Here is a 25815-nt window from a genome sequence, read left to right as displayed (position 1 = left end):
CTCCCACGCGCGGGCGTCCTCCGTTCTGATGGGGGGATGACCCTCCCGATCCGCTTGGCAGCACCCCGCCCTCCGATACGGCCCTCCGCTCCGGCGCGCCCGTCCTTCCCCTGGGTCGCGGCGCTCGCCCCCGTCCTCTCGGCGGTCGTGCTGTACGCGGTCACCCGCTCGCCGATGATGCTCGCCTTCGCCGCGCTCGGCCCGGTCGTGGTGATCGCCTCCTCCCTGGACGCGGCGAGGGTCCGGCGCCGGACGGTGCGGCGGGAGGCGGAGCGGTACGACCAGGAGCTGCGGGCCTACGACGCGGCGCAGGCGGCGCGGGCCCGGGAGGAGCTCGAGGCGATGAGGGTCGCCGCTCCCGACGCCAGGGCCGTCCTGCGCGGCGGACTTCCGGCCGACGCCCGCTGGCGGCGGAGGGCGAGGGAGTTCGAGCCGGTCCTGGGTCGGGGCACGGTGATCGCGGCGGAGGGTGGAGACGTCCGGTCGATCGCGGACGCGCCGCTCCGTGTCCCGTTCTCGGCCGGGACCGGGATCGTCGGGCCGCCCGTCGTCGCGCGGGCCGTCGCGCGGGGGCTCCTGCTCCAGGCGCTGGAGCTGGTGGCCCCTGACGAGCTCGGCATCGTCCTCCCCCCGGGGCGCGAGTGGGACTGCCTCCGGTCCGCCCCTCACGTGCGAGGGGAGACGTCCGCCGTCCAGTGGCAGGTGTGCGAGACGGGGGCCGACGCGACGCCCGCGGGAGGGGCGGGCCTGCTGGTCCTCGCGAGGTCCGCGTCCGAACTCCCTCCGTCGTGCCGCTGCGTCCTGGAGCTCGGAGGACGCGGTCCGGACCGCGTCATCGGCCGCGAGAGCGCGGGCCGCGCCGAGGAGCTGACGGTGGCCTACGTCTCGGCCGGCGAGGCGCTGCGGTTCGCGGAGGCCCTCGCCCGCTCGGCCGGTCGGGCCGGCGAGCGAGCGCTGCCGGAGTCCGTGAGCCTGTCGGACCTCGGTGCGCTCGAGCGGGTGGGCGGCGAGAAGGGGCTGCCGGTCGTCCTCGGGACGGGACCCGTGGGAGCGGTCGAGATCGATCTGGTCGCGGACGGGCCCCACGCCATCGTGGGCGGGACGACGGGGAGCGGCAAGAGCGAGCTCCTCGTCGCATGGGTCCTCGCCCTCGCGGCGCGGCACGGTCCGGCGGCGGTGACCTTCCTGCTGGCCGATTTCAAGGGCGGCGCGGGTTTCGCTCCGCTGGCGGCGCTGCCGCACGTGACCGGCGTCATCACCGATCTCGATCAGCACGGCGCCGACCGCGCCTTCGCCAGCGTCGCCGCCGAGCTGCGCCGCCGTGAGCGGCTGCTGGCGGAGCGAGGGGTTCCCGACATCGCGAGACTGCCCGTGGGAGCGCTCGCGCGGCTCGTCGTGGTCGTGGACGAGTGCGCGGTCGTCCTCGAGCGCTCGCCCGATCTGCACCGGGCCTTCGCCGACATCGCCGCCCGAGGCCGGTCGCTCGGAGTGCACCTCGTGCTGTGCACCCAGCGGCCGGTCGGCGTCGTGCGCGATGCGGTCGCCGCCAACTGCGGCCTCCGCATCGCTCTGCGTGTGCACGACGCCGCCGATTCGCGATCGCTGGTGGGCAGCGACGCCGCCGCCCGGATCCCGCACCGCACTCCGGGCCGCTGCATCGTCTCGCACGGTGGACGGAGCACTCTCGTGCAGGCGGCTCTGCCCCGCACGGACGATGCGGTCCGGGCCGCGCTGCCCGCGGATCGGGAGGTGCCGGTGCATCGTCCGTGGCTGGATCCGCTGCCCTCCCTCCTGCCGGCTCCTGCGCCGGAGGCCGGACGGCTGCTCCTCGGAGTCGTGGACAGGCCGAGCGAGCAGAGGCAGGACGTCGTCGAGCTCACCCGGTCCTCGCTCCTCGTCCTCGGGGCAGCGGGCTCCGGGCGCTCCACCGCTCTCCGGCAGCTCGCCGTGCAGATCCCCGGGCAGGCGGTCCTCGGTCCCGACGACCTCGAGGAGGTGTGGGACTCGGTCACGGGAGGCGAGGGGCCCGTCGTCATCGACGATCTCGACCTGCTGCTGCGCCGCTGCGCCGACGACGGGAGGCGACGACTGCTCGAGGCCCTGCAGACTGCGGTGCGCTCGGGTCGACGGAGGATCGTGCTGTCGGCGCGGCGGACGACGGACGGGATCGCGGCGCTCCGAGACGGAGTCGACGACGTCCTCCTGCTGCGCACCGCGAGCAGGCAGGAGCACCAGCTGCTCGCCGGGGACGGGGAGCCGTACCGTCCCGAGCTGCCGCCGGGAGGGGGTGGTGGCGCGGCGAACGGGTCCAGGTCTTCGCCCCGTCGACCCCGCACGCCGCCCGGGTGCGGCGGAGGCCGGAGCCCGTCCCGCTCGACGCGGCGCCGGTGGTCGTGGTCACGAACGCTCCGGTCGCGCTGCGGTCGCGGATGCAGGAGTGGTGCGCGACCAGCAGCGTGCCCGAGGCGCTCGCCTCGGACGGCGCGCTCCCGGACGGGGTCGTCGTCGGGACCGCCGCGGAATGGGCGTCCGCTCGCGCACTCCTCGCCCTGGCGCGTCGGAGCGGGCTGGTCGTGCTCGATGTCCCGCCGACGGAGGCGCGGATCCTCCTCGGACCGCTGCCCGATCCTCCGCTCTGCGCTCAGGGATCCTTCCTCGTCGAGCAGCACGGGGAGGTCCGCAGGGCGCGGTGGCCCGACACTGTGCCCGAGGTCGGCCGAACCGGAGGAATCCGTGGTCAGGAGGGCCCGGAAGCGCGGAATTCGTGACGATCATGTTTCCGAATGTCCGGTTTCGTCTGTTGCGCGTCGACAGGCCACCGGCGCTGTGCCAGTATTTCCCCACGTTCACGCCGGTGAGCCTCCCGCCGCACCGACGAAGTCAGGAGCCGCAGCCATGACCCGTCCCCTCCCGAGGGATCCCGTTCTCCGCGAGGCGATCGCCGTCGCCCGCTCCCGGGAGCGCGAGCGGCGCGCGATGCTCTCGCGTCGCGCGGTCCTCGGCGGTCTCGGTCTCGGGGCGGGCGCCCTCGCGCTCGCCGCGTGCGCGCCGGTCAGCCGTCCGGCCCCCACGGCCGCCGCCGACGGATCCGCCGACGACCCCAGGCTCGTCTGGGACAACTGGCCCGCCTACCTCGACGAGGACGACGAGGGCGCGTACCCGACCCTCCTCGCCTTCGAGGAGCAGAGCGGCATCTCGGTCACCTACAACGTCGCGGTCGACGACAACAACTCGTACTACGGCAAGGTCAAGGACCAGCTGGCGCTCGGGCAGTACATCGGCGCCGACACCGTCTGCCTGACCGAGTGGATGGTCTCGCGGCTCGTCCGCCGCGGCTTCGTGCAGGAGCTGGACCACGCCAACATCCCCAACCTCGCCAACCTCAGCCCGTCCCTCGCGAACCCGGACTTCGATCCGGGCCGCCACCTCTCGCTCCCGTGGCAGGCGGGCTTCGCCGGCATCTGCTGGAACAAGGAGAAGCTGCCGAACGGGCTGGCGAGCGTCGAGGACCTGTGGGATCCGGAGCTGCGCGGACGCGTCGGCGTGCTCAGCGAGATGCGCGACACGATCGGCCTGATCATGCAGGCGCAGGGGACGGACATCGCCGGATCCTGGGGCGACGACGAGTTCATGAACGCGATCGACGTCTTCCGGAAGCAGGTCGACGACGGTCAGATCCGCAACATCAAGGGCAACGCCTACCTCAACGATCTGCAGAACGAGGACACCCTCGCCGCCATCTGCTGGTCCGGGGACATCACCCTGATCAACGCGGAGGCGGGCGACAAGTGGGAGTTCGCGCTCCCCGACTCCGGCGGCACGCTGTGGAACGACACGTTCGTCGTGCCGATGGGCTCGAAGCGGAAGGCCAACGCGGAAGCCCTCATGAACTACTACTACGAGCCGGAGGTCGCCGCCGAGGTGGCCGCCTGGGTCAACTACATCACCCCTGTCGACGGAGCGAAGGACGCCATGGAGAGCATCGACCCGGAGCTGGCCGAGAACCAGCTGATCTTCCCCGACGAGCAGACGCTGTCGCAGGCGCACGTGTTCCGCACGCTCACCGCCTCGGAGGAGAAGGACTACCAGGCCGAGTTCCAGAAAGTGCTGCTGGGCATCTGATGGCGACGGGAACCTTCGCCGAGAGCGGCGCCGACCTCCAGCTGGTCGGGATCAGCAAGCAGTACCCCGGCTTCACCGCCATCGACTCGCTCGATCTGACCATCCCGGCCGGATCGTTCTTCGCGCTGCTCGGCCCGTCGGGCTGCGGCAAGACGACGACTCTGCGCCTGGTGGCCGGGCTCGAGGAGCCGTCGGCCGGCCGCATCCTGATCGGCGGAGAGGACGTCACCGCCACCAAGACCTTCCAGCGGCCCGTGAACACCGTCTTCCAGTCGTACGCGCTGTTCCCGCACATGTCGATCCTCGAGAACGTCGCCTTCGGCCTCAAGCGCCGGCGGATCGACGACCCGGTCGGCAAGGCGCACGAGGCGCTCCGCCTCGTGGAGCTCGACCACCTCGCGCAGCGACGTCCCTCCTCCCTCTCGGGTGGGCAGCAGCAGCGCGTCGCCCTCGCCCGGGCGATCGTGAACCGCCCGGCGCTCCTGCTGCTCGACGAGCCGCTGGGAGACGCTCGACCTCAAGCTCCGCCGGCAGATGCAGCTCGAGCTTAAGTCGATCCAGGAGGAGGTGGGTCTCACCTTCCTCCACGTCACGCACGACCAGGAGGAGGCCATGACCATGGCCGACACCGTGGCCGTGATGAACAAGGGCCGGATCGAGCAGATGGGCGCTCCGGAGGAGCTCTACGAGCTCCCGCGCACGGCCTTCGTCGCGAACTTCCTCGGTCAGTCGAACCTCTTCACCGGCGAGGTCGTCGGCTCGACGGACCGGGCCCTCACCGTCGAGGCCGGCGGGCACCGGATCACGGTCCCCTCCGCCCGCTCGGCGCGCACGAGCGGTGAGGTGACCATCGGCATCCGCCCCGAGAAGCTCCTGCTGCTGACCGAGGCGCCCGGCGATCTGCCTGATCCGGAACGTCCTGGGCCCGGGTATCGTCGTCGACGTCTCCTTCAGCGGGGTCAGCACGCAGTACACCCTCCAGATGCCGGGGCTCGGACCCGTGGTCGTCTTCGCCCAGAACATGGTCTTCGGACCGGTCGTGGGCGAGGGCGCCCAGGTGTGGGTCAGCTGGAGCACCGAGCACGGCTTCGGCCTCGCCGACGAGCCGGGGTCGGTGCCGCGGTTCGACGCCGACGACTCGACCCGGGCGATCGCGCTGCAGAAGCGCGGCCTGCTGGCCGGGCGAGCCGGGGGAGCGTAGGCATGGCCTTCGCCGCGTTCGCCTCCGGTCCGGCGAACCCGCTCGACGCGCCCATCCGCAGGCGCTCGACGCTCGCGCTGGTGCTTCTGCTGCCGGGCATCGCGTATATGCTGCTCTTCTTCCTGGCGCCGCTGATCTCGCTCGTGCTCACCTCGTTCCAGGCCGAGATCCCGGACGGCGACATCGGCGAGTACGCCCCCGGCTTCGCCTGGCAGAACTACCTCGTCGTGATGGCCGACTACTGGCCGCACGCCGTCCGCTCGTTCGGCTACGCCCTGATCGCCACCGTCCTCGCGCTCGTGATCAGCTATCCGCTCGCCTACTTCATCGGAGTCAAGGCGCGGCCGTGGCCGCTGGTGCAGAACCTGCTCCTGACGCTGGTCATCGCGCCGTTCTTCATCAGCTTCCTGCTGCGGACCCTCGCCTGGAAGCAGATCCTCGCCGACGAGAGCCCGCTGGTCCAGGGGCTCAAGGCCGTCGCGATCCTGCCGGCGGACGGGCACCTGACCGGGACGCCCATCGCCGTCATCTTCGGGATCACCTACAACTTCATCCCGTTCATGACGCTGCCGCTCTACACGACGCTCGAGCGGCTCGACACCAGGTTCCTGGAGGCGGGGTCGGACCTGTACGCGCATCCGGCGTCCGTCTTCTGGAAGGTGACCGTGCCGCTGTCGATGCCCGGGATCGTGTCGGGAACGCTGCTGACCTTCATCCCCGCGGCGGGCGACTACATCAACGCCAGCCGCGACTTCCTCGGCTCCTCGCAGACGTCGATGGTCGGCAACGCGATCGAGGCCAACTTCCTGACACTCGAGAACTACCCGGCCGCCGCAGCCCTCTCGATCGTGCTGATGGCCGTGATCCTGATCATCGTGGGCTTCTACGTGAAGCGAAGTGGAACGGAGGACCTGCTGTGACCGCCACCGCCGACCGGCCCGTCGCCAGCGCTCAGGAGGCGCTCGGTGCGCCCGCACCGGCTCCCGTCCGCGGTCCGCGCCGCTTCACGGGACTCGGGCTCGGGGTCTACACGGCCCTCGCGCTGATCTTCCTGCTCATCCCCATCGCCTACACGTTCGTCTTCTCGTTCAACGACTCGGGCAAGAGCAACATCGCCTGGCGCGGATTCACCTTCGACAAGTGGATCTCGGCGTGGACGAGCGAGGAGGTCATGACCGCGTTCGGCAACAGCCTCCTCGTCGGCGCCGTCGCCACGCTGCTCGCCACCGCCCTGGGCACCATGATCGCCCTGGCCCTCGTGCGCTTCCGCTTCCGCTTCCGCTCGGCGATCAGCCTGCTGCTGTTCCTGCCCATGGCCACCCCCGAGGTCGTGCTCGGTGCCGGACTCGCCGCGCAGTTCCTCACGGTCGGGGCCGAGAAGGGCTCGTGACGATCATCCTGGCGCACACGATGTTCTGCATCAGCTTCGTCGTGGTGACGGTCAAGGCCCGCGTGGCGAGCCTCGACCCCAAGCTCGAGGAGGCGGGACGCGACCTCTACGCGTCGCCGGGCCAGGTGTTCTGGCGGATCACCTTCCCGCTCCTGCTTGCCCGGCATCCTCGCCGCGGCCCTGCTCTCGTTCGCGCTGAGCTTCGACGACTTCATCATCACGAACTTCAACTCCGGATCCGTCACGACGTTCCCGAAGTACATCTACATCGCGGCGGCCCGCGGGATCCCGGCCGAGGCGAACGTGATCGCGTCGGCGGTGTTCCTCCTGGCGATCGTGATCGTGGTCGTCACGCAGGTGTCCTCGGCCGCGAGGGCCAAGCGGATCGCCCGGCTGCAGTGAGCGGGCGTCAGACGTAGGAGGCGCGGATCGCGCCGACCGGGCGCCCGCCGCCCGTGACGACCGGGTTCAGCCGCACGAGGACTTCGTTCGCCGCCCCCCGCTCCACCGCACCGGCCTCGACGAGGAGCTTGAGCGCGACGACCGTCGCCGCGCGCAGGCTCCCGTCGAGGATCTTCAGTGCGACCGTGGTGCCGTCGGGCGAGGCCATGACCAGCACGCCCTCCGCCCCGAGCTTCGCCACCAGGCCGAGCCGCTCGATGACAACGGTGTTGTCGCGGCCGGGGCCGTCGAGGGCCCAGGCGTTCTCGAGGATCGCGTTCGTGAGGACGCCCGCCTGGCGGTAGAGGCCGAAGGGCGACGCCGCGGAGGACGACACGATGCGGGAGATCCCCTTCGCCAGCGCGGTCAGCGGCAGGGCGTGCACGGGAGCACCGCAGCCGTCGATCGCGGTACCGGCGACGCGCTCGCCCGTCAGCCGCTCGATCGTGTCGACGATGTGCTGCTGCAGGGGGTGGGAGCGCTCGAGGTAGTCGTCCGTGCTCCAGCCGTTCTGGACGCAGGCCAGCAGCATGGCCGCGTGCTTGCCGGAGCAGTTCATGTAGAGCGGATCCTGCGTCGCGCCGGCGCGCAGGAGCTGCGCGCGGGTGGCCGAGTCGCTCGGCCAGTCGGCGGGGCACTGCAGCGCGGTGTGATCGAGCCCGGCACGGAAGAGCAGGTTCTGCACCAGGGCGACGTGCTGCGGGATCCCCGCGTGGCTCGCCGTCGCGATGACCGCCTCCGCGCCGCTCAGCTCGACGCCCGCCGTCATGACAGCGAGGGCCTGGAAGGGCTTGAGGCACGACCGGGGGAGGATCGGAGCGGACGGGTTGCCGAGCGTGCGGGAGACCCGGCCGTCCGTGTCGAGCAGCACGGCCGAGCCGGCATGGCGGGACTCGACGAAGCCCGAGCGCTCGACGACGGCGAGCTCGACGGACTCCGCGACGGTGAAGGTTCCTGCAGACATCCCCCCATCTTGCCCGACGGCCCGGCGCCTCCTGTGCGGGGGCCCGGGCCGTCGGGTGGTGGGAAGGAGGGTCAGAGGGTGGCGAAGGCCTCCCGCAGCACGGACACGGCGTCGTCGAGCAGGTCGTCGGTGAGGGCGAGGCTCGGCAGGAAGCGCACCACGTTGCCGTAGGTACCGGCGCTCAGGACGAGCACGCCGTGCGACGCCGCGTACTCGGTGATCGCGGTGACCGCGGCGGCGTTCGGGATCTTCGTGGTCGTCGCCGTTCCGGGCAGGACGAGCTCGATCGCCATCATGGCGCCGATGCCGCGGACGTCGCCGATGATGTCGTACTGCTCCTGCAGCTCGCGCAGCGCGGCCCCGAGTCGGGCGCCGATGCGGTCGGCCTCGGCCAGCAGGCCCTCGCGCTCGATGCGCTCGAAGACGGCCACGGAGGCGGCGGCTGCGACGGGGTTGCCGCCGAAGGTGCCGCCCAGACCGCCGGCCTGGGCCGAGTCCATGATCTCGGCGCGACCCGTGACCCCGGCGAGCGGCAGGCCGCCCGCGATGCCCTTGGCCGACAGGACGAGGTCGGGTACGAGACCGAAGTGCTCACTGGCGAACCAGGCGCCGGTGCGGGCCATGCCCGACTGGATCTCGTCGGCGACGAAGACGATGCCGTTCGCGGTGCACCACTCCTGCAGTGCGGGCAGAGTACCCGTCGGCGGGCACCATGAAGCCGCCCTCGCCCTGCACGGGCTCGACGACGAGGCAGGCGAGGGCGGACGCCCCGACCGTCTTCTCGAGGTACGAGATCGTGCGCTCGGCGGCCTCGGCCCCCGAGAGCCCGTCGTGGTACGGGTAGGAGCTCGGTGCTCGGTGGATGTCGCTCGCGAACGGCCCGAAGCCGAGGCCGTAGGGCAGCGCCTTGAAGTTCATCGCCATGGTCAGGTTGGTGCGGCCGTGGTAGGCGTGGTCGAGGACCGCGACACCGGGCCGGCCCGTGTGCTTGCGGGCGATCTTGACCGCGTTCTCGACCGCCTCGGCACCCGAGTTCACGAGGACGGTCTTCTTGGCGAAGTCGCCGGGGGTGTGCTCGCCGAGCAGCTCCGCGACGCGGATGTAGGGCTCGTAGGGCGTGACCGTGAAGAGGGTGTGCGTGAGCCGGCCGAGCTGCTCGGTCGCGGCGGCGACGACCTCGTCGTCGGTGTGGCCGATCGTGGTCACTCCGATGCCGGCGCCGAGGTCGATGAAGCGGTTGCCGTCGACGTCGACGAGGATCGCGCCGTGCGCGCGGTCGATGTACACAGGGAGCGCGGTGCCCACGCCGGTGGGCACGACGGCGAGACGTCGCTCGTGCAGGGCCTTCGAGCGGGGCCCGGGGATCTCGGTCGCGACGAGCCTCTCCTGCGGGACTGCCGACGTGGGAACCTGGGGGGCGAGCGTGTCTGTCATGGTCCTGCGATCCTACCCGCGGGTCCTCCGCGGCGAGGGGTCCAGACGGACGAGACCGGCTCGATCCAGGGAGCGGAAGAAGGAATCCGATGCAGATCGATCACCACTACGCGGTTTCCGTCGTCTGGGAGGGGAACCGCGGCACCGGCACGAGCGGGTACCGCGACTACGGCCGGCAGAACACGGTGCGCGCGGACGGGCGCGAGGTGATCCTCGGCTCGGCCGACAAGCCCTTCCGCGGGGACCCGGACCGCTGGAATCCGGAGCAGCTGCTCCTCGCCGCGCTCGCGCAGTGCCATCTGCTCTCGTACCTGCACGTGGCCGTGAAGAACGGAGTGGTCGTCACCGACTACGTCGACGACGCGGTCGGCCGCATGGTGCAGGAGGGCGACGGCGGCCGGTTCGCCTCGGTGACGCTGCGCCCCCGGGTGACGGTGGCGGATCCGTCGATGATCGAGCTCGCCCGGTCGCTGCACCCGGAGGCGGCGCGACTGTGCTTCATCGCCAACTCCGTCGCCTTCCCCGTCGAGCACGAGCCCGAGACGGTGGCCGCGGGCTGAACGGAGGCGCGTCCGCCCGGGCTCAGCGCCGCTCGTGCGGCAGGGCGCGGCGGATGCGCTCGGCGGTCGTCGTCGGCGGCGACTCGTTGTAGACGCCCGCCGCCTCCTGCTCCGAGAGCGCGTGGATCGCCGTCATCACCTCGTCGGTGGCGTGGCGGCGCGCACGGCCCGAGTCGGCCGATCCGTGGTGCGAGAGATCGAGCGGATCGCCGAAGCGCACGGTGATGCGGTGCAGGCGCGGGATCCTCGACCCCACCGGCTGGAGCTCCTGCGTGCCGATGAGGCCGACGGGGACGACCGGTGCGCCGGTCGTGAGCGCGAGCCATGCGACTCCGGTGCGCCCGCGGTACAGCCGGCCGTCGCGCGAGCGCGTGCCCTCGGGATAGACGGCGAAGGCCTCGTCGCGCTCGAGGATCGCGCGGCCGAGGTCGAGCGCCTCCTGCGCGGCCTGACCCGCGCCGCGCTCGACCGCCACGGCGCCGACGGCGGTGAAGAAGGAGCGCGAGAGCGCCCCGCAGGGCACCGGTACCGGTGAAGTAGTCGGCCTTCGCGAGGAACTGCACCGGCCGCGGCGCGAGGAGCGTGAGGACGGGGGAGTCGATGAACGAGAGGTGGTTGCTCGCGAGGATCACCCGGCCGGTGAGGGGGACGTTGTCGCGGCCCTCGATGATGGGCCGGTAGACCATCCGGCCGATGCCGCCCATCGCGAGGCGGGCGAATCGCGCCGAGAGACCGATGCCGGGAGGGGTCGGCGCGTCGTGGTCGTCGTCGGTCCGCATTCGCACGACGTTACCGGCGGACGCATGCCCCGCCGGTCATGTCCGGGGACACGATCCGGCGGAACAGCAGCGCTCAGCCCAGCTGGGCGAGCGCCTCCTCGAGGACGGACATCGCATCGTCGATCAGCTCCTCGCTGATGACCACGCTCGGCATGATGCGCAGGACGCTGTCCCAGCTGCCCGCATCGAGCGGGATGACGCCGTTGGCGGTGGCGTGCTTCAGGATCGCGGCGAGCGCCTCCGGGTTCTGCTTCTTCGTGCCGGGGTGCACGAGCTCGACGCCGAACATGGCGCCCTTGCCGCGCACCTCGCCGACGACGGGGAAGCGCTCGGCCCAGTCGCCGATGCGGGCCCACAGGGCGCGCTCGACGCGCTGCGCCTCCTCGAGGAGCCCCTCGGACTCGATCGCCTCGAAGGTGGCGAGCGCCGCGGCCGTGGAGACGGGGTTGCCGCCGAAGGTGCCGCCGATGCCGCCGGGCTGCACGGCGTCCATGATCTCGGCGCGGCCGGTGACGGCGGCGAGCGGGAAGCCGCCCGCGATGCCCTTCGCGGTGGTGATCAGGTCCGGGACGACTCCGTGGTGCTCGATCGAGTACCACGTGCCGGTGCGGGCGATGCCGGCCTGGATCTCGTCGGCGACGAAGACGATGCCGTTCTCCGTGCAGAACTCGGAGAGGCGCTGGAAGTAGCCGGGCGCCGGGATGATGATGCCGCCGTCGCCCTGGATCGGCTCGACGAAGAGGGCCGCGAGCTCCTGTGCTCCGATGTGGGTGCGGATGTAGTCGATCGAGCGCTCCGCGGCCTCCTCGCCCGTCATGCCCTCGGGGTCGCGGAAGGGGTAGCTGATCGGGAGGCTGTAGATCTCGCCCGGGAAGGGACCCATGCCCGCGCGCTCGGGGTAGGGGCGGTAGGTCATCGCCATGGTCAGGTTCGTGCGGCCGTGGAAGGCGTGGTCGAGCGAGGCGATGGCGCGGCGGCCCGTGTACTTGCGGGCGATCTTGACCGCGTTCTCGACCGCCTCGGCGCCGGAGTTGACGAGGATCGAGTGCTTCTCGAAGTCGCCCGGGGTGATCTCGGCGAGCTTCTCCGCGACCCGGACGTAGTTCTCGTACGGCGTCACCGTGAAGAGGGTGTGCGTCAGCTTCTCGGCCTGGGCGGCGGCCGCGGCGGCGACGGCGGGGTGCGCGTGGCCGATGGTCGTCACCCCGATGCCGCAGCCCAGATCGATGAGGCGGTTGCCGTCGACGTCGACCAGGACGGCGCCGGAGGCGTGGTCCATGTAGATGTTCGCGAGGGTGCCCGCGCCGCGCGAGACGCTCTTGACGCGGCGCTCCTGGAGGGCGATCGAGCGCGGGCCGGGGAGCTCGGTGACGAGCGCGCGGGACTGGGGGACCGAGAATTCACGCATGCCCCCATGCTAGGCGGCGCTCCCTGCACGAGGGGTCCGGCGCCGCGCTTCCAGGTCGTCCCTAGGCGCGTGACGGAGCATGGGGGTGTCCCTCGAACGTCGTCCGGCTCCACCGGGCAGGAAAGGCACCCCCGTGCGCAGAGCATTCGCGATCCTCGCCGTCGTCGGCGCGACCCTGGGCCTCACGGCCTGCACCGGCGGAGCAGAGGAGGCGGAGCCGAGCGCGTCGCCCACTCCGCTCAGCTGCGTCTCGGAGGGCGACGCCTCGGCGACCGTCGAGGCGAGCGGCGATTTCGCGACGAAGCCGATCACCGTCTTCCCGTCCCCCTCCAGGTCGACGAGACCGAGCGCACGGTCGTGATCGAGGGCACGGGCGAGGAGGTGGCGGAGGGCGACACCGTCCTGGTCGACCACGCTCTACAACGCGACCAGCGGAGCCGAGTTCTCGGCCAGCACCTACGCGTCCGGCGGCCGCGCGGCGTTCGCCGTCGACACCGAGCAGTACCTCTCGGGTCTGGTCAAGGCCGTGAACTGCGCGACCGTCGGCTCCCGCGTGGTCGCCGTCGTGCCGCCGGCCGATGCGTTCGGCGACGCGGGCAGCGCCGACTTCGGCATCGCGGCGGAGGACTCCATCGTCATGGTCATCGACGTCGAGTCGATCGTGCCGACCGCGGCCACCGGTGAGCCGCAGCCGCCCGTCGACGGGCTGCCGACGGTGGCGCTCGCCGAGGACGGTGCGCCGACCGTCACGATCCCCGAGACGGATCCGCCCGCCGAGCTGCAGCTGGGCGTGCTGAAGAAGGGCGACGGGGCCGTCGTGGCCGACGGCGACAGCCTGATCGTGCAGTACCAGGGCACCGTGTGGGGCACCGGCGAGGTCTTCGATCCAGAGCTGGGGCACGGGCACTCCGGCGTCGTTCGGCACCGGTGACGTGATCGAGGGCTTCAAGGAGGCGCTGGTCGGTCAGACCGTCGGCTCGCAGGTCGTCGTCGTGATCCCGCCGGCCCAGGGCTACGGCGAGGCGGGCAACGCGAACGCCGGCATCTCGGGCACCGACACGCTCGTCTTCGTGATCGACATCCTCGCGGTGAGCTGACCCGGGAGCGGCCCTGCGCAGCGTGCCAGGATGGGCGGATGCGCAGGGTCATCATCCTCGGCTCGACCGGGTCCATCGGAACGCAGGCACTCGACGTCATCGGAGCCAACCGCGACCGCTTCGAGGTCGTGGGGCTGGCCGCCGGGTCGAACCGCGCGATGGTCGCCGAGCAGGCCCGCGCCTTCGGCGTGGAGCACACCGCGTTCGGCGCGGTCGAGGCGGAGCAGCTCGTGCGCGGCGTCGAGGCCGACGTCGTCCTCAACGGCATCACCGGCTCGGTCGGACTCGGCCCGACCCTCGCCGCCCTCGAGGAGGGGCGGAGCCTCGCGCTCGCCAACAAGGAGTCGCTGATCGTCGGCGGCGAGCTGGTCACCTCGCTCGCGGCACCCGGGCAGATCGTGCCGGTCGACTCCGAGCACTCCGCGATCGCCCAGGCGCTGCTCGCGGGCGAGCACCGCGAGGTGCGCCGCCTCGTCCTGACCGCGTCCGGCGGGCCCTTCCGCGGGCGCGACCGCGACTCCCTCCGCGACGTGAGTCCGGCCGAGGCGCTCGCCCACCCCACGTGGGACATGGGGCTGGTCGTCACCACGAACTCGTCGACCCTCGTCAACAAGGGCCTCGAGGTCATCGAGGCGCACCTGCTCTTCGACATCCCGTACGAGCGGATCGACGTGACCGTGCACCCGCAGTCGGTCGTGCACTCGATGGTCGAGTACGTCGACGGCTCCACGATCGCCCAGGCGTCGCCGCCGGACATGCGCCTGCCGATCTCCCTCGGGCTCGACTGGCCGCACCGCGTCGCCGGAGTCGGCGTGCCGCTGGACTGGACCCGCGCGCACTCCTGGACCTTCGAGCCCCTCGACGAGGAGGCGTTCCCCTCGGTGCGCCTGGCGAAGAAGGTGGGAGCGGCGGGAGCGTCCTACCCCGCCGTGTTCAACGCCGCGAACGAGCAGGCGGTCCAGGCGTTCCACGCCGGCCGGATCGGCTACCTCGACATCCTCGCGACGGTGGAGGCCGTCGTCGACGCCCACTCCGTCGACGGGGCGCTGACCCAGGAGTCGCTCGCCGCCGCCGAGACGTGGGCGCGGCGCACCGCGGACGAGCGGATCGCGTCGGCCTAGGCGGCCCCCTGACTCATCGGGATCCTCCAGCGCCCGCCCAGCGGGGGCGACCGGCACCGGCTTACAGTGTGTCGGTGGAATCCGTGCTGCTCTTCGTCCTCGGCGTCGTCATCATCGCCGTGGGCGTGGCCCTCTCGATCGCCCTGCACGAGGTGGGGCACCTGGTTCCCGCCAAGCTCTTCGGGGTGAAGGTCACGCAGTACATGATCGGCTTCGGCCGGACGATCTACTCGCGGCGCCGCGGCGAGACCGAGTACGGGATCAAGGCGCTGCCGCTCGGCGGCTACATCGCGATGATCGGCATGTACCCGCCCAAGAACCCCGGCGACCGGGTCGCCGAGTCGAGCACCGGCTTCTTCAACGGCCTGAACGGCAACGAGTCCGCTCCCGAGCCGCGCCGCGCGCCTACTCCACCATGATCGACGAGGCCCGGGCCGCCAGCGCCGAGACGATCGGCGAGGAGGAGCACCGCGCCTTCTACCGGCTGCCGGTCTGGAAGCGCGTGATCGTGATGTTCGGCGGTCCGTTCATGAACCTCGTCATCGCGACCGTGCTGTTCGCCGTGCTCCTCTGCGGGATCGGAGTGGCGCAGAACACGTCCACGATCTCCTCGGTCTCGCAGTGCGTCGTGCCCGCCTCCGACACGAGTGCCGAGAGCTGCTCGCCCGACGACCCGCTCGCGCCCGGCGCGGCGGCGGGGCTGCTGCCCGGCGACACCATCGTGTCGATCGACGGCACCGCTGTCTCGAGCTGGAACGACCTGACCCCGATCATCCGCGAGTCGGCCGGCGTGCCGCTCGCCGTCGAGGTCGACCGGGACGGCACGCCCCTCACCCTGACCATCACGCCCGCCGAGAACGAGGTCGCGGTCACGGACGACGCGGGGAACGCGGTCCTGGACGACTCCGGCGCCGTCCGGACGCAGACCGTCGGCTTCATCGGCATCTCGCCCTCGCAAGCGCTGGTGCAGCAGCCGATCACGGCGGTGCCGGAGACGGTCTGGCAGAACGTCACGAGCGTCGCCGGCGTGATCCTGAACCTCCCGCAGCGACTCCTCGACGTCGCGCAGGCCGCGTTCGGGCAGGAGGAGCGCGACGCGAACGGGCCGATCAGCGTGGTCGGCGTGGGCCGGATCGCGGGCGAGATCGCCGCCTCCGATCAGCTGCCGGTGGTGTCCGAAAGTGCAGACCATGGTGGGCGTGCTCGCCTCGCTCAACGTCGCGCTGTTCGTCTTCAACCTCGTCCCGCTGCTCCCCATGGACGGCGGCCACATCGCCGGCGCCCTCTGGGAGGGACTGCGCCGCCGCATCGCCAAGCTCTTCGGACGACGCGACCCCGGACCCGTGGACATCGCGAAGCTCCTCCCTCTCACCTACGCGGTCGTGCTGCTGCTGGGCGGCATGAGCGCCCTCCTCATCTACGCCGACATCGTCGAAGCCGATCCAGCTGTTCTGAGCTTGTTGTGAACGCCGGTCCCTGCCCGGCGTTCCGCGGTCGGCTTCTCGGGGTTGTCGCGTTGCAGAGAGCGGGGTGCGGGCGGCTAGGGCGAATCGCTGGGACGCGATTCGCCCGTTCGCCTTGAAGGTGGGGGCCGGTCCTCGCCCGGCGTTCCGCGGTCGTCTCCTCGGGGTTGTTGCGTTCCGTAGAGCGGGGTGCGAGCGGCTGGGGCGAATCGCTGGGACGCGATTCGCCCGTTCGCCTTGAAGGTGGGGCCGGTCCTCGCCCGGCGTTCCGCGGGCGGCTCTCCGGGAGCCATTGCCATGCACAGAGCGCGGTTCGGGCGGCTGCGGCGAGATCGCTGGGACGCGATTCACCCGTTCGCCTTGACGGTGACGCCGGTCGCTGCCCGGCGTCCCGGCCGGCGCGACCGCGCCGGGGCGCGAGGGAACCTCGGAAGGTCGGGGGAACCAGGGGGAGCGGGCTCCCTCGACGGGGTGGGGTTCCTTCGGTGAGGGCCGGGGGAGGAGGCGGCGGCTGGGAAGACGCGGCGAGCGGACGGAGGGGCGGGCGGCGCGCGTACGATGGGCGGGTGCCAGCAGTGAATCTGGGTTTGCCCAAGGTCCCCGAGACCCTCGCCCCCCGCCGCAAGTCCCGTCAGATCAAGGTGGGGAAGGTCCTGGTCGGCGGCGACGCCCAAGTCAGCGTGCAGTCGATGTGCACGACCCCGACCACGAACATCAACGCGACGCTCCAGCAGATCGCCGAGCTCACCGCCTCCGGCTGCGACATCGTCCGCGTCGCGGTGCCGAGCCGCGACGATGCGGAGGCGCTGCCGATCATCGCCAAGAAGAGCCAGATCCCGGTGATCGCCGACATCCACTTCCAGCCCAACTACGTGTACGCGGCGATCGACGCGGGCTGCGCGGCGGTCCGCGTGAACCCGGGCAACATCCGCAAGTTCGACGACCAGGTCGGCAAGATCGCCGCTGCCGCGAAGGCCGCGGGCGTCTCGATCCGCATCGGCGTCAACGCCGGCTCGCTCGAGCCGAGCCTCATGCAGAAGTACGGCAAGGCGACCGCCGAGGCCCTCGTGGAGAGCGCCGTGTGGGAGGCCAGCCTCTTCGAGGAGCACGACTTCCACGATTTCAAGATCTCGGTCAAGCACAACGACCCCGTCGTCATGGTGAAGGCCTACCGCCAGCTCGCTGCACGCGGCGACTGGCCGCTCCACCTCGGCGTCACCGAGGCGGGCCCCGAAGTTCCAGGGCACCATCAAGTCGGCGACGGCCTTCGGGATCCTGCTCGGCGAGGGCATCGGCGACACCATCCGCGTGTCGCTCTCGGCCCCGCCCGCCCAGGAGGTCAAGGTCGGCTTGCAGATCCTGCAGTCCCTGAACCTCCGCGAGCGCAAGCTCGAGATCGTGTCCTGCCCGAGCTGCGGCCGCGCCCAGGTCGACGTCTACACGCTCGCCAACGACGTGACCGCCGGCCTCGAGGGCATGAGCGTCCCCCTGCGCGTCGCGGTCATGGGCTGCGTCGTCAACGGACCGGGCGAGGCCCGCGAGGCCGACCTCGGCGTCGCCTCCGGCAACGGCAAGGGCCAGATCTTCGTCAAGGGCGAGGTCATCAAGACCGTGCCCGAGGCCGAGATCGTCAAGACCCTCATCGAGGAGGCCAACCGCCTCGCCGCCGAGATGCCCGCCGACGACACCTCGACCGGCGCCCCGGTCGTCACCGTCGGCGCGAACTGAGCCGGAGCGGGAGCGGATCGCGATGGTCCGCCCCGCACTCCGCTTCGCCCTGATCATCGTCGCGGCCAGCCTCTCGGCGGCCGGAGTCGCGTCGCTCCGGCCCGCCTCGGCCGCCGGGATCGACGGCTGCACCGATCGCCCCACTTCGGCCGACCCGTTCGGCTGCGACCGCTGGGTGCTGACGGCGGCGTCGGGGGAGGGGCCCTACTCCGCCTGGGTCGAGGACGCGCGGGTGCGCCTGCGCACCGAGAGGGTCGACGGCTACGAGACGCTCGTCGTCGGCACGGAGTGCTCGAGCGTGACCGCGCCGTTCACCATCGACGACGCCCTGCTCGTCCCCGAGGAGGCCCGCCTGGCGGGACGAGTGCGAGGACCGTCCCGGACCCGCCGAGATCCGGCTGCTCGCACTGCTGTCGGCGCCCGTCGCGATCGGCGGTACCCCCGAGGACATCGTGCTGGAGGGGACCGGCGGCAGCCTCGTCTTCTCGCGGATCCCCGACTGACCGCGCGCACCCGCGCGCGGCCTGCGGATAGGATCGTCCCTCGTGGTTACCCGTCTCTCGCACCTGTTCGTCCGCACCCTCCGAGAGGATCCCTCGGACGCCGAGGTCGCGAGCCACCGCCTCCTCGTGCGCGCGGGCTACATCCGCCGCCAGGCCCCGGGCGTCTTCGCCTGGCTCCCGCTCGGACTGCGCGTGAAGCGCCGCATCGAGCGCATCATCCACGAGGAGATGGAGGCGGCCGGCGCCCAGGAGGTGCACTTCCCCGCGCTCCTGCCGCGCGAGCCCTACGAGGCGAGCGGACGCTGGACCGAGTACGGCGACGGCGTGTTCCGGCTGAAGGACCGCAAGGACGCGGACTACATGCTGGCCCCCACCCACGAGGAGTTCTTCACCCTCCTGGTCAAGGACCTCTACTCCTCCTACAAGGACCTGCCCCTGTCGATCTACCAGATCCAGGACAAGTACCGCGACGAGGCGCGTCCGCGTGCCGGGCTCCTGCGCGGTCGCGAGTTCACCATGAAGGACGCCTACTCGTTCGATCACACGGACGCCGGTCTCGAGGCGAGCTACCAGCTGCAGCGCGACGCGTACGAGCGGATCTTCCACCGTCTCGGACTCGAGTACGTCATCGTGCAGGCCGACGCCGGCGCGATGGGCGGCTCGCGGAGCGAGGAGTTCCTGCACCCGACCCCGGTCGGCGAGGACACCTTCGTGCGCTCGGCCGGGGGCTACGCGGCCAACGTCGAGGCGTACCGCACGCCCGTCCCCGAGGCGCTGCCGATCGACGGGCAGCCGGAGGCCCAGGTCTTCGACTCGCCCGACACCCCCACCATCCAGACCCTGGTCGACCTCGCGAACGACCGCGAGCCCCGCGCGGACGGCCGGGCGTGGACCGCGGCCGACACCCTCAAGAACGTCGTCCTCGCGCTGATCGCTCTCGACGGCTCCCGCGAGCTCGTCATCGTCGGCCTGCCCGGCGACCGCGACATCGACCTCAAGCGCGCCGAGGTCGCTTTCGCCCCCGCCGAGGTCGAGGCCGCCACCGAGGCCGACTTCGCGAAGCTACCCGGGCCTGGTCAAGGGCTACATCGGTCCCTGGTCGCCCGCGGGCGCCGTGCTCGGCGAGGAATCGACCACCGGCGTCCGCTACCTGCTCGACCCGCGCGTGATCGACGGCACCGCATGGATCACCGGGGCCAACACGGCCGGGAAGCACGTCCTCGACCTGGTCGCCGGACGCGATTTCACCGCGGACGGCGTGGTCGAGGTCGCGGACGTCCGCGCGGGAGATCCGCACCCGACGGCTCCGGCCCGATCGAGACCGCTCGCGGCATGGAGATCGGCCACGTCTTCCAGCTCGGCCGCAAGTACGCCGAGGTGCTGGGGCTGAAGGTCCTGGACGAGAACGGCAAGCTCGTCGCCGTCACCATGGGCTCGTACGGCATCGGAGTCACCCGGATCCTCGCGATCATCGCCGAGAGCAACCACGACGACCGCGGTCTGATCTGGCCCGGGAACGTCGCGCCCTTCGATGTGCACGTGATCGCCACGGGCAAGGACCCGGCGGCGCTCGCGCTCGCGGAGTCGGTCGGGGCCTCGCTCGAGAGCGCCGGCCGCGACGTGCTGATCGACGACCGGCCCAAGGTCTCCCCGGGCGTCAAGTTCGGCGACGCCGAGCTCATCGGCGTGCCGGTGATCGTCATCGCCGGCCGCAGCGCCGCCGAGGGGATCGTCGAGCTGTGGGACCGCCGCTCCGGGGAGCGGGAGCAGCTCCCCGTCGCCGAGGCGCTCGGCCGTCTCGGAGCCTGACCCCGGGGCGCTGTGCGCTGCGGTCCGGTAGGATCAATGGTCCCGACGCGCGAGCCGGGCTCCTCCGGGGGCCGGTGATCGCCCGGCGTCGGGCGAGACTTCGACGTGGTCGCACTGTGCGACGCCAAGTGAATAGAGAGAAAGGCCCGCCGTGGACATCGACCTGAGCGTTCTGCGCCTCCTGGAGCGCGAGCGCGAGATCCCCTTCGAGGAACTCGTGCAGATCATCGAGCAGGCGATCCTCACCGCCTACCTCAAGCACATCGGGCAGGCGGACGACGCCGACAAGGCCACCGCCGTGGACGCCCGCGTGCACCTGGACCGCAAGACCGGCCACGTCTCGGTCTTCGTGCCCGAGGTCGACGAGGAGGGAGCGGTGATCGGCGAGTCCGAGGACTCGCCGCGCGACTTCGGCCGCATCGCCGCGTTCGCGGCCAAGCAGGTCATCAACCAGCGGTTGCGCGACATCGGCGACGAGAAGGTCCTGGGCGAGTTCAAGGGGCGCGAGGGCGACATCGTCGCCGGCGTCATCCAGCAGGGCCCCAACCCCCGGATGATCCACGTCGACCTCGGCTCGATCGAGGCGATCCTCGCTCCCGAGGAGCAGGTGCCGGGCGAGGACTACAGCCACGGCCGCCGCATCCGCGTGTACGTGACCAGCGTCAGCCGCGGGCCGAAGGGCCCCTCGGTCCAGGTCTCGCGCACCCACCCGTCCCGCTCGTGCGCAAGCTGTTCGCGCTCGAGGTCCCCGAGATCGCCTCCGGAGTCGTGGAGATCGTCTCGCTCGCCCGCGAGGCCGGCCACCGGACCAAGATCGCGGTCCGCGCGACCGAGCCCGGAGTGAACGCCAAGGGCGCGTGCATCGGCGAGCTCGGGCAGCGCGTGCGCGCCGTCACCGCCGAGCTCAACAACGAGAAGATCGACATCGTCGACTACTCCTCCGATCTGCCCACCTTCGTCGCCAGCGCGCTGTCGCCGGCCAAGGTGACCAGCGCCTTCGTCATCGACCAGAGCCTGAAGGCCGTGCAGGCGCTCGTCCCCGACTACCAGCTCTCGCTCGCCATCGGCAAGGAGGGTCAGAACGCCCGACTCGCCGCGAAGCTGACCGGCGCGAAGATCGACATCCAGCCCGATTCGGTGATGGACGGGGAGTGATCCCCGAGCATCGGCCGTGCGGGCAAGCGCTCCCGGAGTCCGAGGGAGTAGAGTGGAACCCGTCAGAACGTGCGTCGGCTGCCGTCTGCGCGCCCCCGGGCCTCTCTTCTGAGGCTCGTCCTCCACTCGAACTCCCTCGCGGTAGATCCGCGCGCTGTTCGTGCGGGTCGGGGAGCGTGGCTGCACGACACGTACGAGTGCTACTGAACGCGCGGTGAAGCGCCACGCGTTCCCCAGAGCGTTCAAGACGCGCGAGAGCGTGGATTCGAGCGAGCTGGAGCGGTACATCACCCGCGGTCCGACCGGCCCGGTTCCTCCTCACGGGGAATCGACGCAGGGCACGGTCGCATCGCAGAGAGAACAGGCAGAACGGCCCGTGAACTGATCATGAGCAACGACTGATGAGCGGCTCGAAATGAGATCCGTCCGTTTGTGATGGCCTGCCCCGTCTTGGGCGCAGGCCCAAGACAGGAGAGAAGTGGCAAAACCACGCGTACACGAGATCGCAGCCGAACTCGGCGTCGATAGCAAGGTCGCACTTGCAAAGCTGAAAGAACTGGGCGAGTTCGTCAAGGGACCGTCCTCGAGCATCGAGCCCCCGTGGCCCGCAAGCTCCGCCAGGCACTCCAGGGCAGCGCGGGGACCGCCGCGCCGGCCCCGACCGCCACCAGCGCCCGCCCCGGCGCGCCGCGCCCCTCCGGCGCGCGTCCGTCCCGCTCCGGTCCCCGGTCCGGCGAAGCCGCCGCTCCGGCGCCGGCTCCTCCGATGTCGGTCGCCGAGCGCCAGGCCCAGGCCCAGGCCGCGCAGGAGGCTGCAGCCGCAGCCCGTGCGCAGGCCGCCGCCGACGCGCCTGCAGAGGCCCCCGTCGCAGAGGCTCCCGCCGCGAAGGCTCCCAGCGCCCCCGCTGAGAAGCCCGCTGCCGCCCCCGCCGCCGGTGGACCCAAGCCCGTCACGCCTCGTCCGGCTCCCGCCGCCAACCCCCCCGTCCCGGTGGCGCCGGTGGTGCAGCGGGCGGCTCCGGTCGTCCCGGTGCGCCCCGCCCCGGCAACAACCCGTTCGCCAGCAACCAGGGGATGGGACAGCGTCCCACCCCTCCGCGCCCCGGCAACAACCCCTTCGCCAGCTCGCAGGGAATGGGCTCGCGCCCGACCCCGAGCAGCATCCCCCGTCCTGCCGCACCCCGCCCCGGCGCACCCCGCCCGGGTGGACCCGGCATGGGCCAGCGCCCCGCGGGCTTCGGCCAGCGTCCGGGCGGTCCCGGCGGAGGAGCCGGTCGTCCCGGTGGAGCCGGTCGCCCCGCAGGCGGCGGCTTCCAGCGTCCCGGCGGCGGCGCCCCCGGTGCCGGCGGCGGCTTCGCCCCGCGTCCCGGTGGCGGCGGCGGTCGTGGCCGCGGACCCGGCGGCGGCACCGCAGGTGCCTTCGGCCGCGGTGGCGGCGAGAGCAAGGCCCGGAAGTCCAAGCGTACGAAGCGTCAGGAGTTCGAGCTCAGGGAGGCCCCGTCGCTCGGCGGCGTCAGCGTCCCCCGCGGCGACGGCAAGACGGTCATCCGTCTGCGCCGCGGCGCGTCGATCTCGGACTTCGCCGACAAGATCGAGGCCATGACCGGCGTGCCGGTGCCCCCGGCAACCTGGTCACCGTCCTCTTCGCCCTCGGCGAGATGGCGACGGCGACCGAGTCGCTCGACGAGGCCACCTTCGAGGTGCTCGGCGGGGAGCTCGGCTTCAAGATCCAGGTCGTCTCGCCCGAGGACGAGGACAAGGAGCTCCTCGAGGGCTTCGGTCTCGACCTCGAGCAGGAGCTCGACGACGAGACGGACGAGGACCTCGAGATCCGTCCCCCCGTCGTCACCGTCATGGGTCACGTCGACCACGGAAAGACGCGCCTGCTCGACGCGATCCGCAACGCCAACGTCGTCGCCGGCGAGGCGGGCGGCATCACGCAGCACATCGGTGCGTACCAGGTCGTCGCGGAGCACGAGGGCATCGAGCGCCCGATCACCTTCATCGACACCCCGGGTCACGAGGCGTTCACCGCCATGCGAGCCCGCGGTGCCCAGGTCACGGACATCGCGATCCTCGTGGTCGCGGCGGACGACGGCATCATGCCGCAGACCATCGAGGCGCTGAACCACGCCCAGGCGGCCAACGTGCCGATCGTGGTCGCGGTCAACAAGGTGGACAAGCCCGACGCCAACCCGGCCAAGGTGCGCCAGCAGCTCACCGAGTTCGGACTGGTCGCGGAGGAGTACGGCGGAGACGTCATGTTCGTCGACGTGTCGGCCCGTGCCGGCACCGGCATCCAGGACCTCCTGGACGCCGTGCTGCTCACCGCGGACGCCGGTCTCGACCTGCGCGCCAACCCCAACAAGGAGGCACGCGGCGTCGCCATCGAGGCGAAGCTCGACAAGGGACGCGGCGCGGTCGCGACCGTGCTCATCCAGTCGGGAACGCTGCGCGTCGGAGACGCGATCGTCGCCGGAACGGCCTACGGCCGAGTCCGTGCGATGGCGGACGAGAACGGCAACGCCGTCCTCGAGGCCGTGCCGTCGCGTCCGGTCCAGGTGCAGGGACTCTCGTCCGTGCCCCGGGCCGGTGACACCTTCCTCGTCACTGAGGAGGACCGCACCGCGCGCCAGATCGCCGAGAAGCGCGAAGCCGCTCAGCGCAACGCCCTGCTGGCCAAGGCCCGCAAGCGCATCTCGCTCGAGGACTTCACCCGTGCTCTCGAAGAGGGCAAGGTCGAGTCGCTCAACCTCATCATCAAGGGCGACGTGTCCGGTGCCGTCGAGGCGCTGGAGGAGTCGCTCGTCAAGATCGAGGTCGACGACTCGGTGCAGCTGCGCATCATCCACCGCGGTGTCGGTGCGATCACGGAGTCGGACGTCAACCTCGCGACGATCGACAACGCGATCATCGTGGGCTTCAACGTCCGCCCCGACCCGAAGGCCCGCGAGCGCGCTGCTCGAGAAGGAGTGGACATCCGCTTCTACTCGGTCATCTACAACGCGATCGAAGAGGTCGAGAACTCGCTCAAGGGCATGCTCAAGCCCGAGTTCGAAGAGGTCCAGTCGGGTGTCGCCGAGATCCGCGAGGTGTTCCGCTCCTCGAAGTTCGGCAACATCGCGGGTGTCATCGTCCGCTCCGGCACGATCACCCGCAACTCCAAGGCGCGCGTCATCCGCGACGGCGTCGTGGTGGGCGACAACCTCGCCATCGAGTCGCTGCGTCGCTTCAAGGACGACGTCACGGAGGTCCGTACGGACTTCGAGGCCGGTATCGGTCTCGGCAAGTACAACGACATCCAGATCGGCGACGAGATCGAGACGATCGAGATGAAGGAGAAGCCGCGAGGCTGATCCGACACGCAGAGGAGGCCCGGGGTTCGCCCCGGGCCTCCTCCGTCGTTGGAGGGTGCGGTCCCGGTCGTCTTCCTGGGCCGGTCGGAACGACGGCATCCTCTTCGCGTGCCCTTCCCGCGCCCTGCGGGCGCCCGCCAGACCCGAGCCGGGCACGCGAAGAGGACGCCGCCGCCCCTCCACTCCGGTGGGTGACGCTCCACTGGTCCAGGAGGAGAGTCTCGGGCGGGATGAGCTCGGGACGGGTATTCCTTCCGGACGGAGGAGCGGGCGGAACGCCTCGCGACGCCTCCTGGCTCGGGTCTGGCGGGCGCACCGCAGGTGCGCGGGAAGAGGCGTCGTGAGGGCGTTCCGTCTGCGACGTCACCCCAGCCGCCTGAACGGCGGACGTCAAGGCGGGGAGCCGTCTCGCGGCGCGGGAGAATAATCAGAGGACGGGCCCGACGGCCCGTCGAGAGAGGTGAGGACCAGCTATGGCAGATCCGGCACGGGCGAGGAAGCTCGCCGACAGGATCAAGGTGATCGTCGCCAAGCGGCTCGAGCGCGGCATCCGCGACCCGCGGCTCGGCTTCGTCACCATCACGGACGTCCAGGTGACGGGCGACCTCCAGCACGCGTCGGTGTTCTACACCGTCTACGGCACCGATGAGGAGCGCACCGACTCGGCCGCCGCTCTGAAAGCGGCGACCGGCATGCTGCGGACGGAGGTGGGCAAGAACATCACGTCGCGCCTGACCCCGTCGCTCGAGTTCATCCTCGACGCGGTCCCCGAGAACGCGAAGCACATCGAGGACCTGCTCGCCGCGGCGCGCAACCAGGACTCGCAGGTGCAGACGCTGGCGGCGGGCGCGAGCTACGCCGGCGACGAGGATCCCTACGTCAAGCCGCGCGAGGACGACGACGAGGACTGATCCACCGCACGGAAGACCGCGGAGCCCGTGGCGACATCGACCGATTCCAGGACGACGTCGACACGGGCTCCCGGCGTGAGCGGGGTCTGCACGTCGACCGTGATCTCGGGATCCAGGAGCTGCACGGAGGAGCGCGTCCGGGCGGTCGACACGACGACGCCGACGAAGACGGAGCCTTCGAGGCCGCGGAGGACCGCGGCCTCGACGACGGCGGTCGCGGCGCGGTTCGCGGCTCCCGATCGGCGGTCGCCGGCGGCCATGAGCGCCGGGACGACGGGCGAGAGCCGCGCGCAGCCGCTCCGGCAGCTCCTCTCCGCGGCTGACCGCGAGGCAGACGGCCAGGCCGAACCGGTCGACGAGGCGGCGCAACGGCG

General features: G+C 71.4%; 12 protein-coding genes and 9 pseudogenes. 16 read left to right on the top strand and 5 right to left on the bottom strand.

The window, feature by feature from the left end; translation table 11 throughout:
* Positions 1-36: 36 nt before the first annotated feature.
* The 4 genes and pseudogenes from AC0CII_RS07670 (at position 37) to AC0CII_RS07655 (ending at position 7115) form a co-directional block, all read left to right on the top strand.
* On the top strand, positions 37-4122 hold the full coding sequence (locus tag AC0CII_RS07670; protein WP_465228995.1) for an extracellular solute-binding protein: 4086 nt from the start codon (positions 37-39) through the stop codon (positions 4120-4122).
* Positions 4122-5323: pseudogene (locus AC0CII_RS07665) on the top strand (ABC transporter ATP-binding protein). Before AC0CII_RS07670 ends, AC0CII_RS07665 begins: the two are co-directional and overlap by 1 nt.
* A gap of 2 nt (positions 5324-5325) precedes the next feature.
* Complete coding sequence (locus AC0CII_RS07660) at positions 5326-6243, top strand: ABC transporter permease (RefSeq protein ID WP_465225577.1); 918 nt, start codon at positions 5326-5328, stop codon at positions 6241-6243.
* A gap of 122 nt (positions 6244-6365) precedes the next feature.
* Positions 6366-7115 (top strand): annotated as a pseudogene (locus AC0CII_RS07655) (ABC transporter permease).
* 7 nt (positions 7116-7122) lie between these two features.
* Here the strand turns inward: AC0CII_RS07655 and AC0CII_RS07650 are convergent.
* Positions 7123-8118: an asparaginase gene (locus AC0CII_RS07650; RefSeq protein ID WP_465225578.1), complete on the bottom strand. Its 996-nt coding sequence runs from the start codon at positions 8116-8118 to the stop codon at positions 7123-7125.
* 71 nt (positions 8119-8189) lie between these two features.
* Positions 8190-9552: pseudogene (gene gabT, locus AC0CII_RS07645) on the bottom strand (4-aminobutyrate--2-oxoglutarate transaminase).
* Positions 9553-9641: 89 nt separating this feature from the next.
* Between gabT (AC0CII_RS07645) and AC0CII_RS07640 the strand changes: the two are divergent.
* Positions 9642-10112 carry an OsmC family protein gene (locus AC0CII_RS07640; protein WP_465225579.1) on the top strand — a complete coding sequence of 157 codons (471 nt, stop codon included), beginning with the start codon at positions 9642-9644 and terminating at the stop codon, positions 10110-10112.
* 22 nt (positions 10113-10134) lie between these two features.
* Here AC0CII_RS07640 and AC0CII_RS07635 read toward each other — a convergent pair.
* Positions 10135-10816: pseudogene (locus AC0CII_RS07635) on the bottom strand (lysophospholipid acyltransferase family protein).
* Between the two features lie 148 nt (positions 10817-10964).
* Positions 10965-12299 (bottom strand): 4-aminobutyrate--2-oxoglutarate transaminase, encoded by a 1335-nt coding sequence (gene gabT, locus AC0CII_RS07630; RefSeq protein ID WP_465225580.1) that lies wholly within the window; start codon positions 12297-12299, stop codon positions 10965-10967.
* A gap of 133 nt (positions 12300-12432) precedes the next feature.
* On the opposite strand from gabT (AC0CII_RS07630), the gene AC0CII_RS07625 reads away from it, so the two are divergent.
* The 11 genes and pseudogenes from AC0CII_RS07625 (at position 12433) to rbfA (ending at position 25441) form a co-directional block, all read left to right on the top strand.
* Positions 12433-12660: a hypothetical protein gene (locus tag AC0CII_RS07625; RefSeq protein ID WP_465228994.1), complete on the top strand. Its 228-nt coding sequence runs from the start codon at positions 12433-12435 to the stop codon at positions 12658-12660.
* Between the two features lie 132 nt (positions 12661-12792).
* Positions 12793-13230, top strand: a pseudogene (locus tag AC0CII_RS07620) (FKBP-type peptidyl-prolyl cis-trans isomerase); the annotation flags it as partial.
* A gap of 1 nt (position 13231) precedes the next feature.
* The gene (locus AC0CII_RS07615) at positions 13232-13396 is read left to right on the top strand and encodes an FKBP-type peptidyl-prolyl cis-trans isomerase (RefSeq protein ID WP_465228993.1); all 165 of its coding nucleotides are present in this window, start codon (positions 13232-13234) and stop codon (positions 13394-13396) included.
* A 38-nt stretch (positions 13397-13434) separates the two neighbouring features.
* On the top strand, positions 13435-14517 hold the full coding sequence (locus AC0CII_RS07610; protein ID WP_465228992.1) for a 1-deoxy-D-xylulose-5-phosphate reductoisomerase: 1083 nt from the start codon (positions 13435-13437) through the stop codon (positions 14515-14517).
* Between the two features lie 74 nt (positions 14518-14591).
* Positions 14592-15972 (top strand): annotated as a pseudogene (locus AC0CII_RS07605) (M50 family metallopeptidase).
* A 574-nt stretch (positions 15973-16546) separates the two neighbouring features.
* Positions 16547-17708, top strand: a pseudogene (gene ispG, locus AC0CII_RS07600) (flavodoxin-dependent (E)-4-hydroxy-3-methylbut-2-enyl-diphosphate synthase).
* A gap of 545 nt (positions 17709-18253) precedes the next feature.
* Complete coding sequence (locus AC0CII_RS07595) at positions 18254-20020, top strand: proline--tRNA ligase (RefSeq protein WP_465228991.1); 1767 nt, start codon at positions 18254-18256, stop codon at positions 20018-20020.
* Positions 20021-20171: 151 nt separating this feature from the next.
* Positions 20172-21175, top strand: a pseudogene (gene nusA, locus AC0CII_RS07590) (transcription termination factor NusA).
* A gap of 69 nt (positions 21176-21244) precedes the next feature.
* The gene (locus AC0CII_RS07585; protein WP_465228990.1) at positions 21245-21382 is read left to right on the top strand and encodes a DUF448 domain-containing protein; all 138 of its coding nucleotides are present in this window, start codon (positions 21245-21247) and stop codon (positions 21380-21382) included.
* 271 nt (positions 21383-21653) lie between these two features.
* Positions 21654-24530 (top strand): annotated as a pseudogene (gene infB, locus AC0CII_RS07580) (translation initiation factor IF-2).
* Positions 24531-25003: 473 nt separating this feature from the next.
* Positions 25004-25441: a 30S ribosome-binding factor RbfA gene (rbfA, locus tag AC0CII_RS07575; RefSeq protein ID WP_055794638.1), complete on the top strand. Its 438-nt coding sequence runs from the start codon at positions 25004-25006 to the stop codon at positions 25439-25441.
* Here the strand turns inward: rbfA and AC0CII_RS07570 are convergent.
* Complete coding sequence (locus AC0CII_RS07570) at positions 25405-25701, bottom strand: hypothetical protein (protein ID WP_465228989.1); 297 nt, start codon at positions 25699-25701, stop codon at positions 25405-25407. The two genes, rbfA and AC0CII_RS07570, sit on opposite strands and share 37 nt — an antisense overlap.
* Between the last annotated feature and the right edge of the window lie 114 nt (positions 25702-25815).

It is taken from the genome of Rathayibacter sp. AC182 (assembly GCF_979253875.1).
The sequence above is the reverse complement of the archived record's forward strand: the minus strand, read 5'-3'. Positions and strand labels throughout refer to the sequence as shown.

Excerpts from the sequence above, each read along its gene's own strand:
- AC0CII_RS07670 (WP_465228995.1), top strand. The coding sequence starts at position 37 with ATGACCCTCCCGATCCGCTTGGCAGCACCCCGCCCTCCGATACGGCCC.
- AC0CII_RS07660 (WP_465225577.1), top strand. The coding sequence starts at position 5,326 with ATGGCCTTCGCCGCGTTCGCCTCCGGTCCGGCGAACCCGCTCGACGCG.
- AC0CII_RS07650 (WP_465225578.1), bottom strand. The coding sequence starts at position 8,118 with ATGTCTGCAGGAACCTTCACCGTCGCGGAGTCCGTCGAGCTCGCCGTC.
- AC0CII_RS07640 (WP_465225579.1), top strand. The coding sequence starts at position 9,642 with ATGCAGATCGATCACCACTACGCGGTTTCCGTCGTCTGGGAGGGGAAC.
- gabT (WP_465225580.1), bottom strand. The coding sequence starts at position 12,299 with ATGCGTGAATTCTCGGTCCCCCAGTCCCGCGCGCTCGTCACCGAGCTC.
- AC0CII_RS07610 (WP_465228992.1), top strand. The coding sequence starts at position 13,435 with ATGCGCAGGGTCATCATCCTCGGCTCGACCGGGTCCATCGGAACGCAG.
- rbfA (WP_055794638.1), top strand. The coding sequence starts at position 25,004 with ATGGCAGATCCGGCACGGGCGAGGAAGCTCGCCGACAGGATCAAGGTG.
- AC0CII_RS07570 (WP_465228989.1), bottom strand. The coding sequence starts at position 25,701 with ATGGCCGCCGGCGACCGCCGATCGGGAGCCGCGAACCGCGCCGCGACC.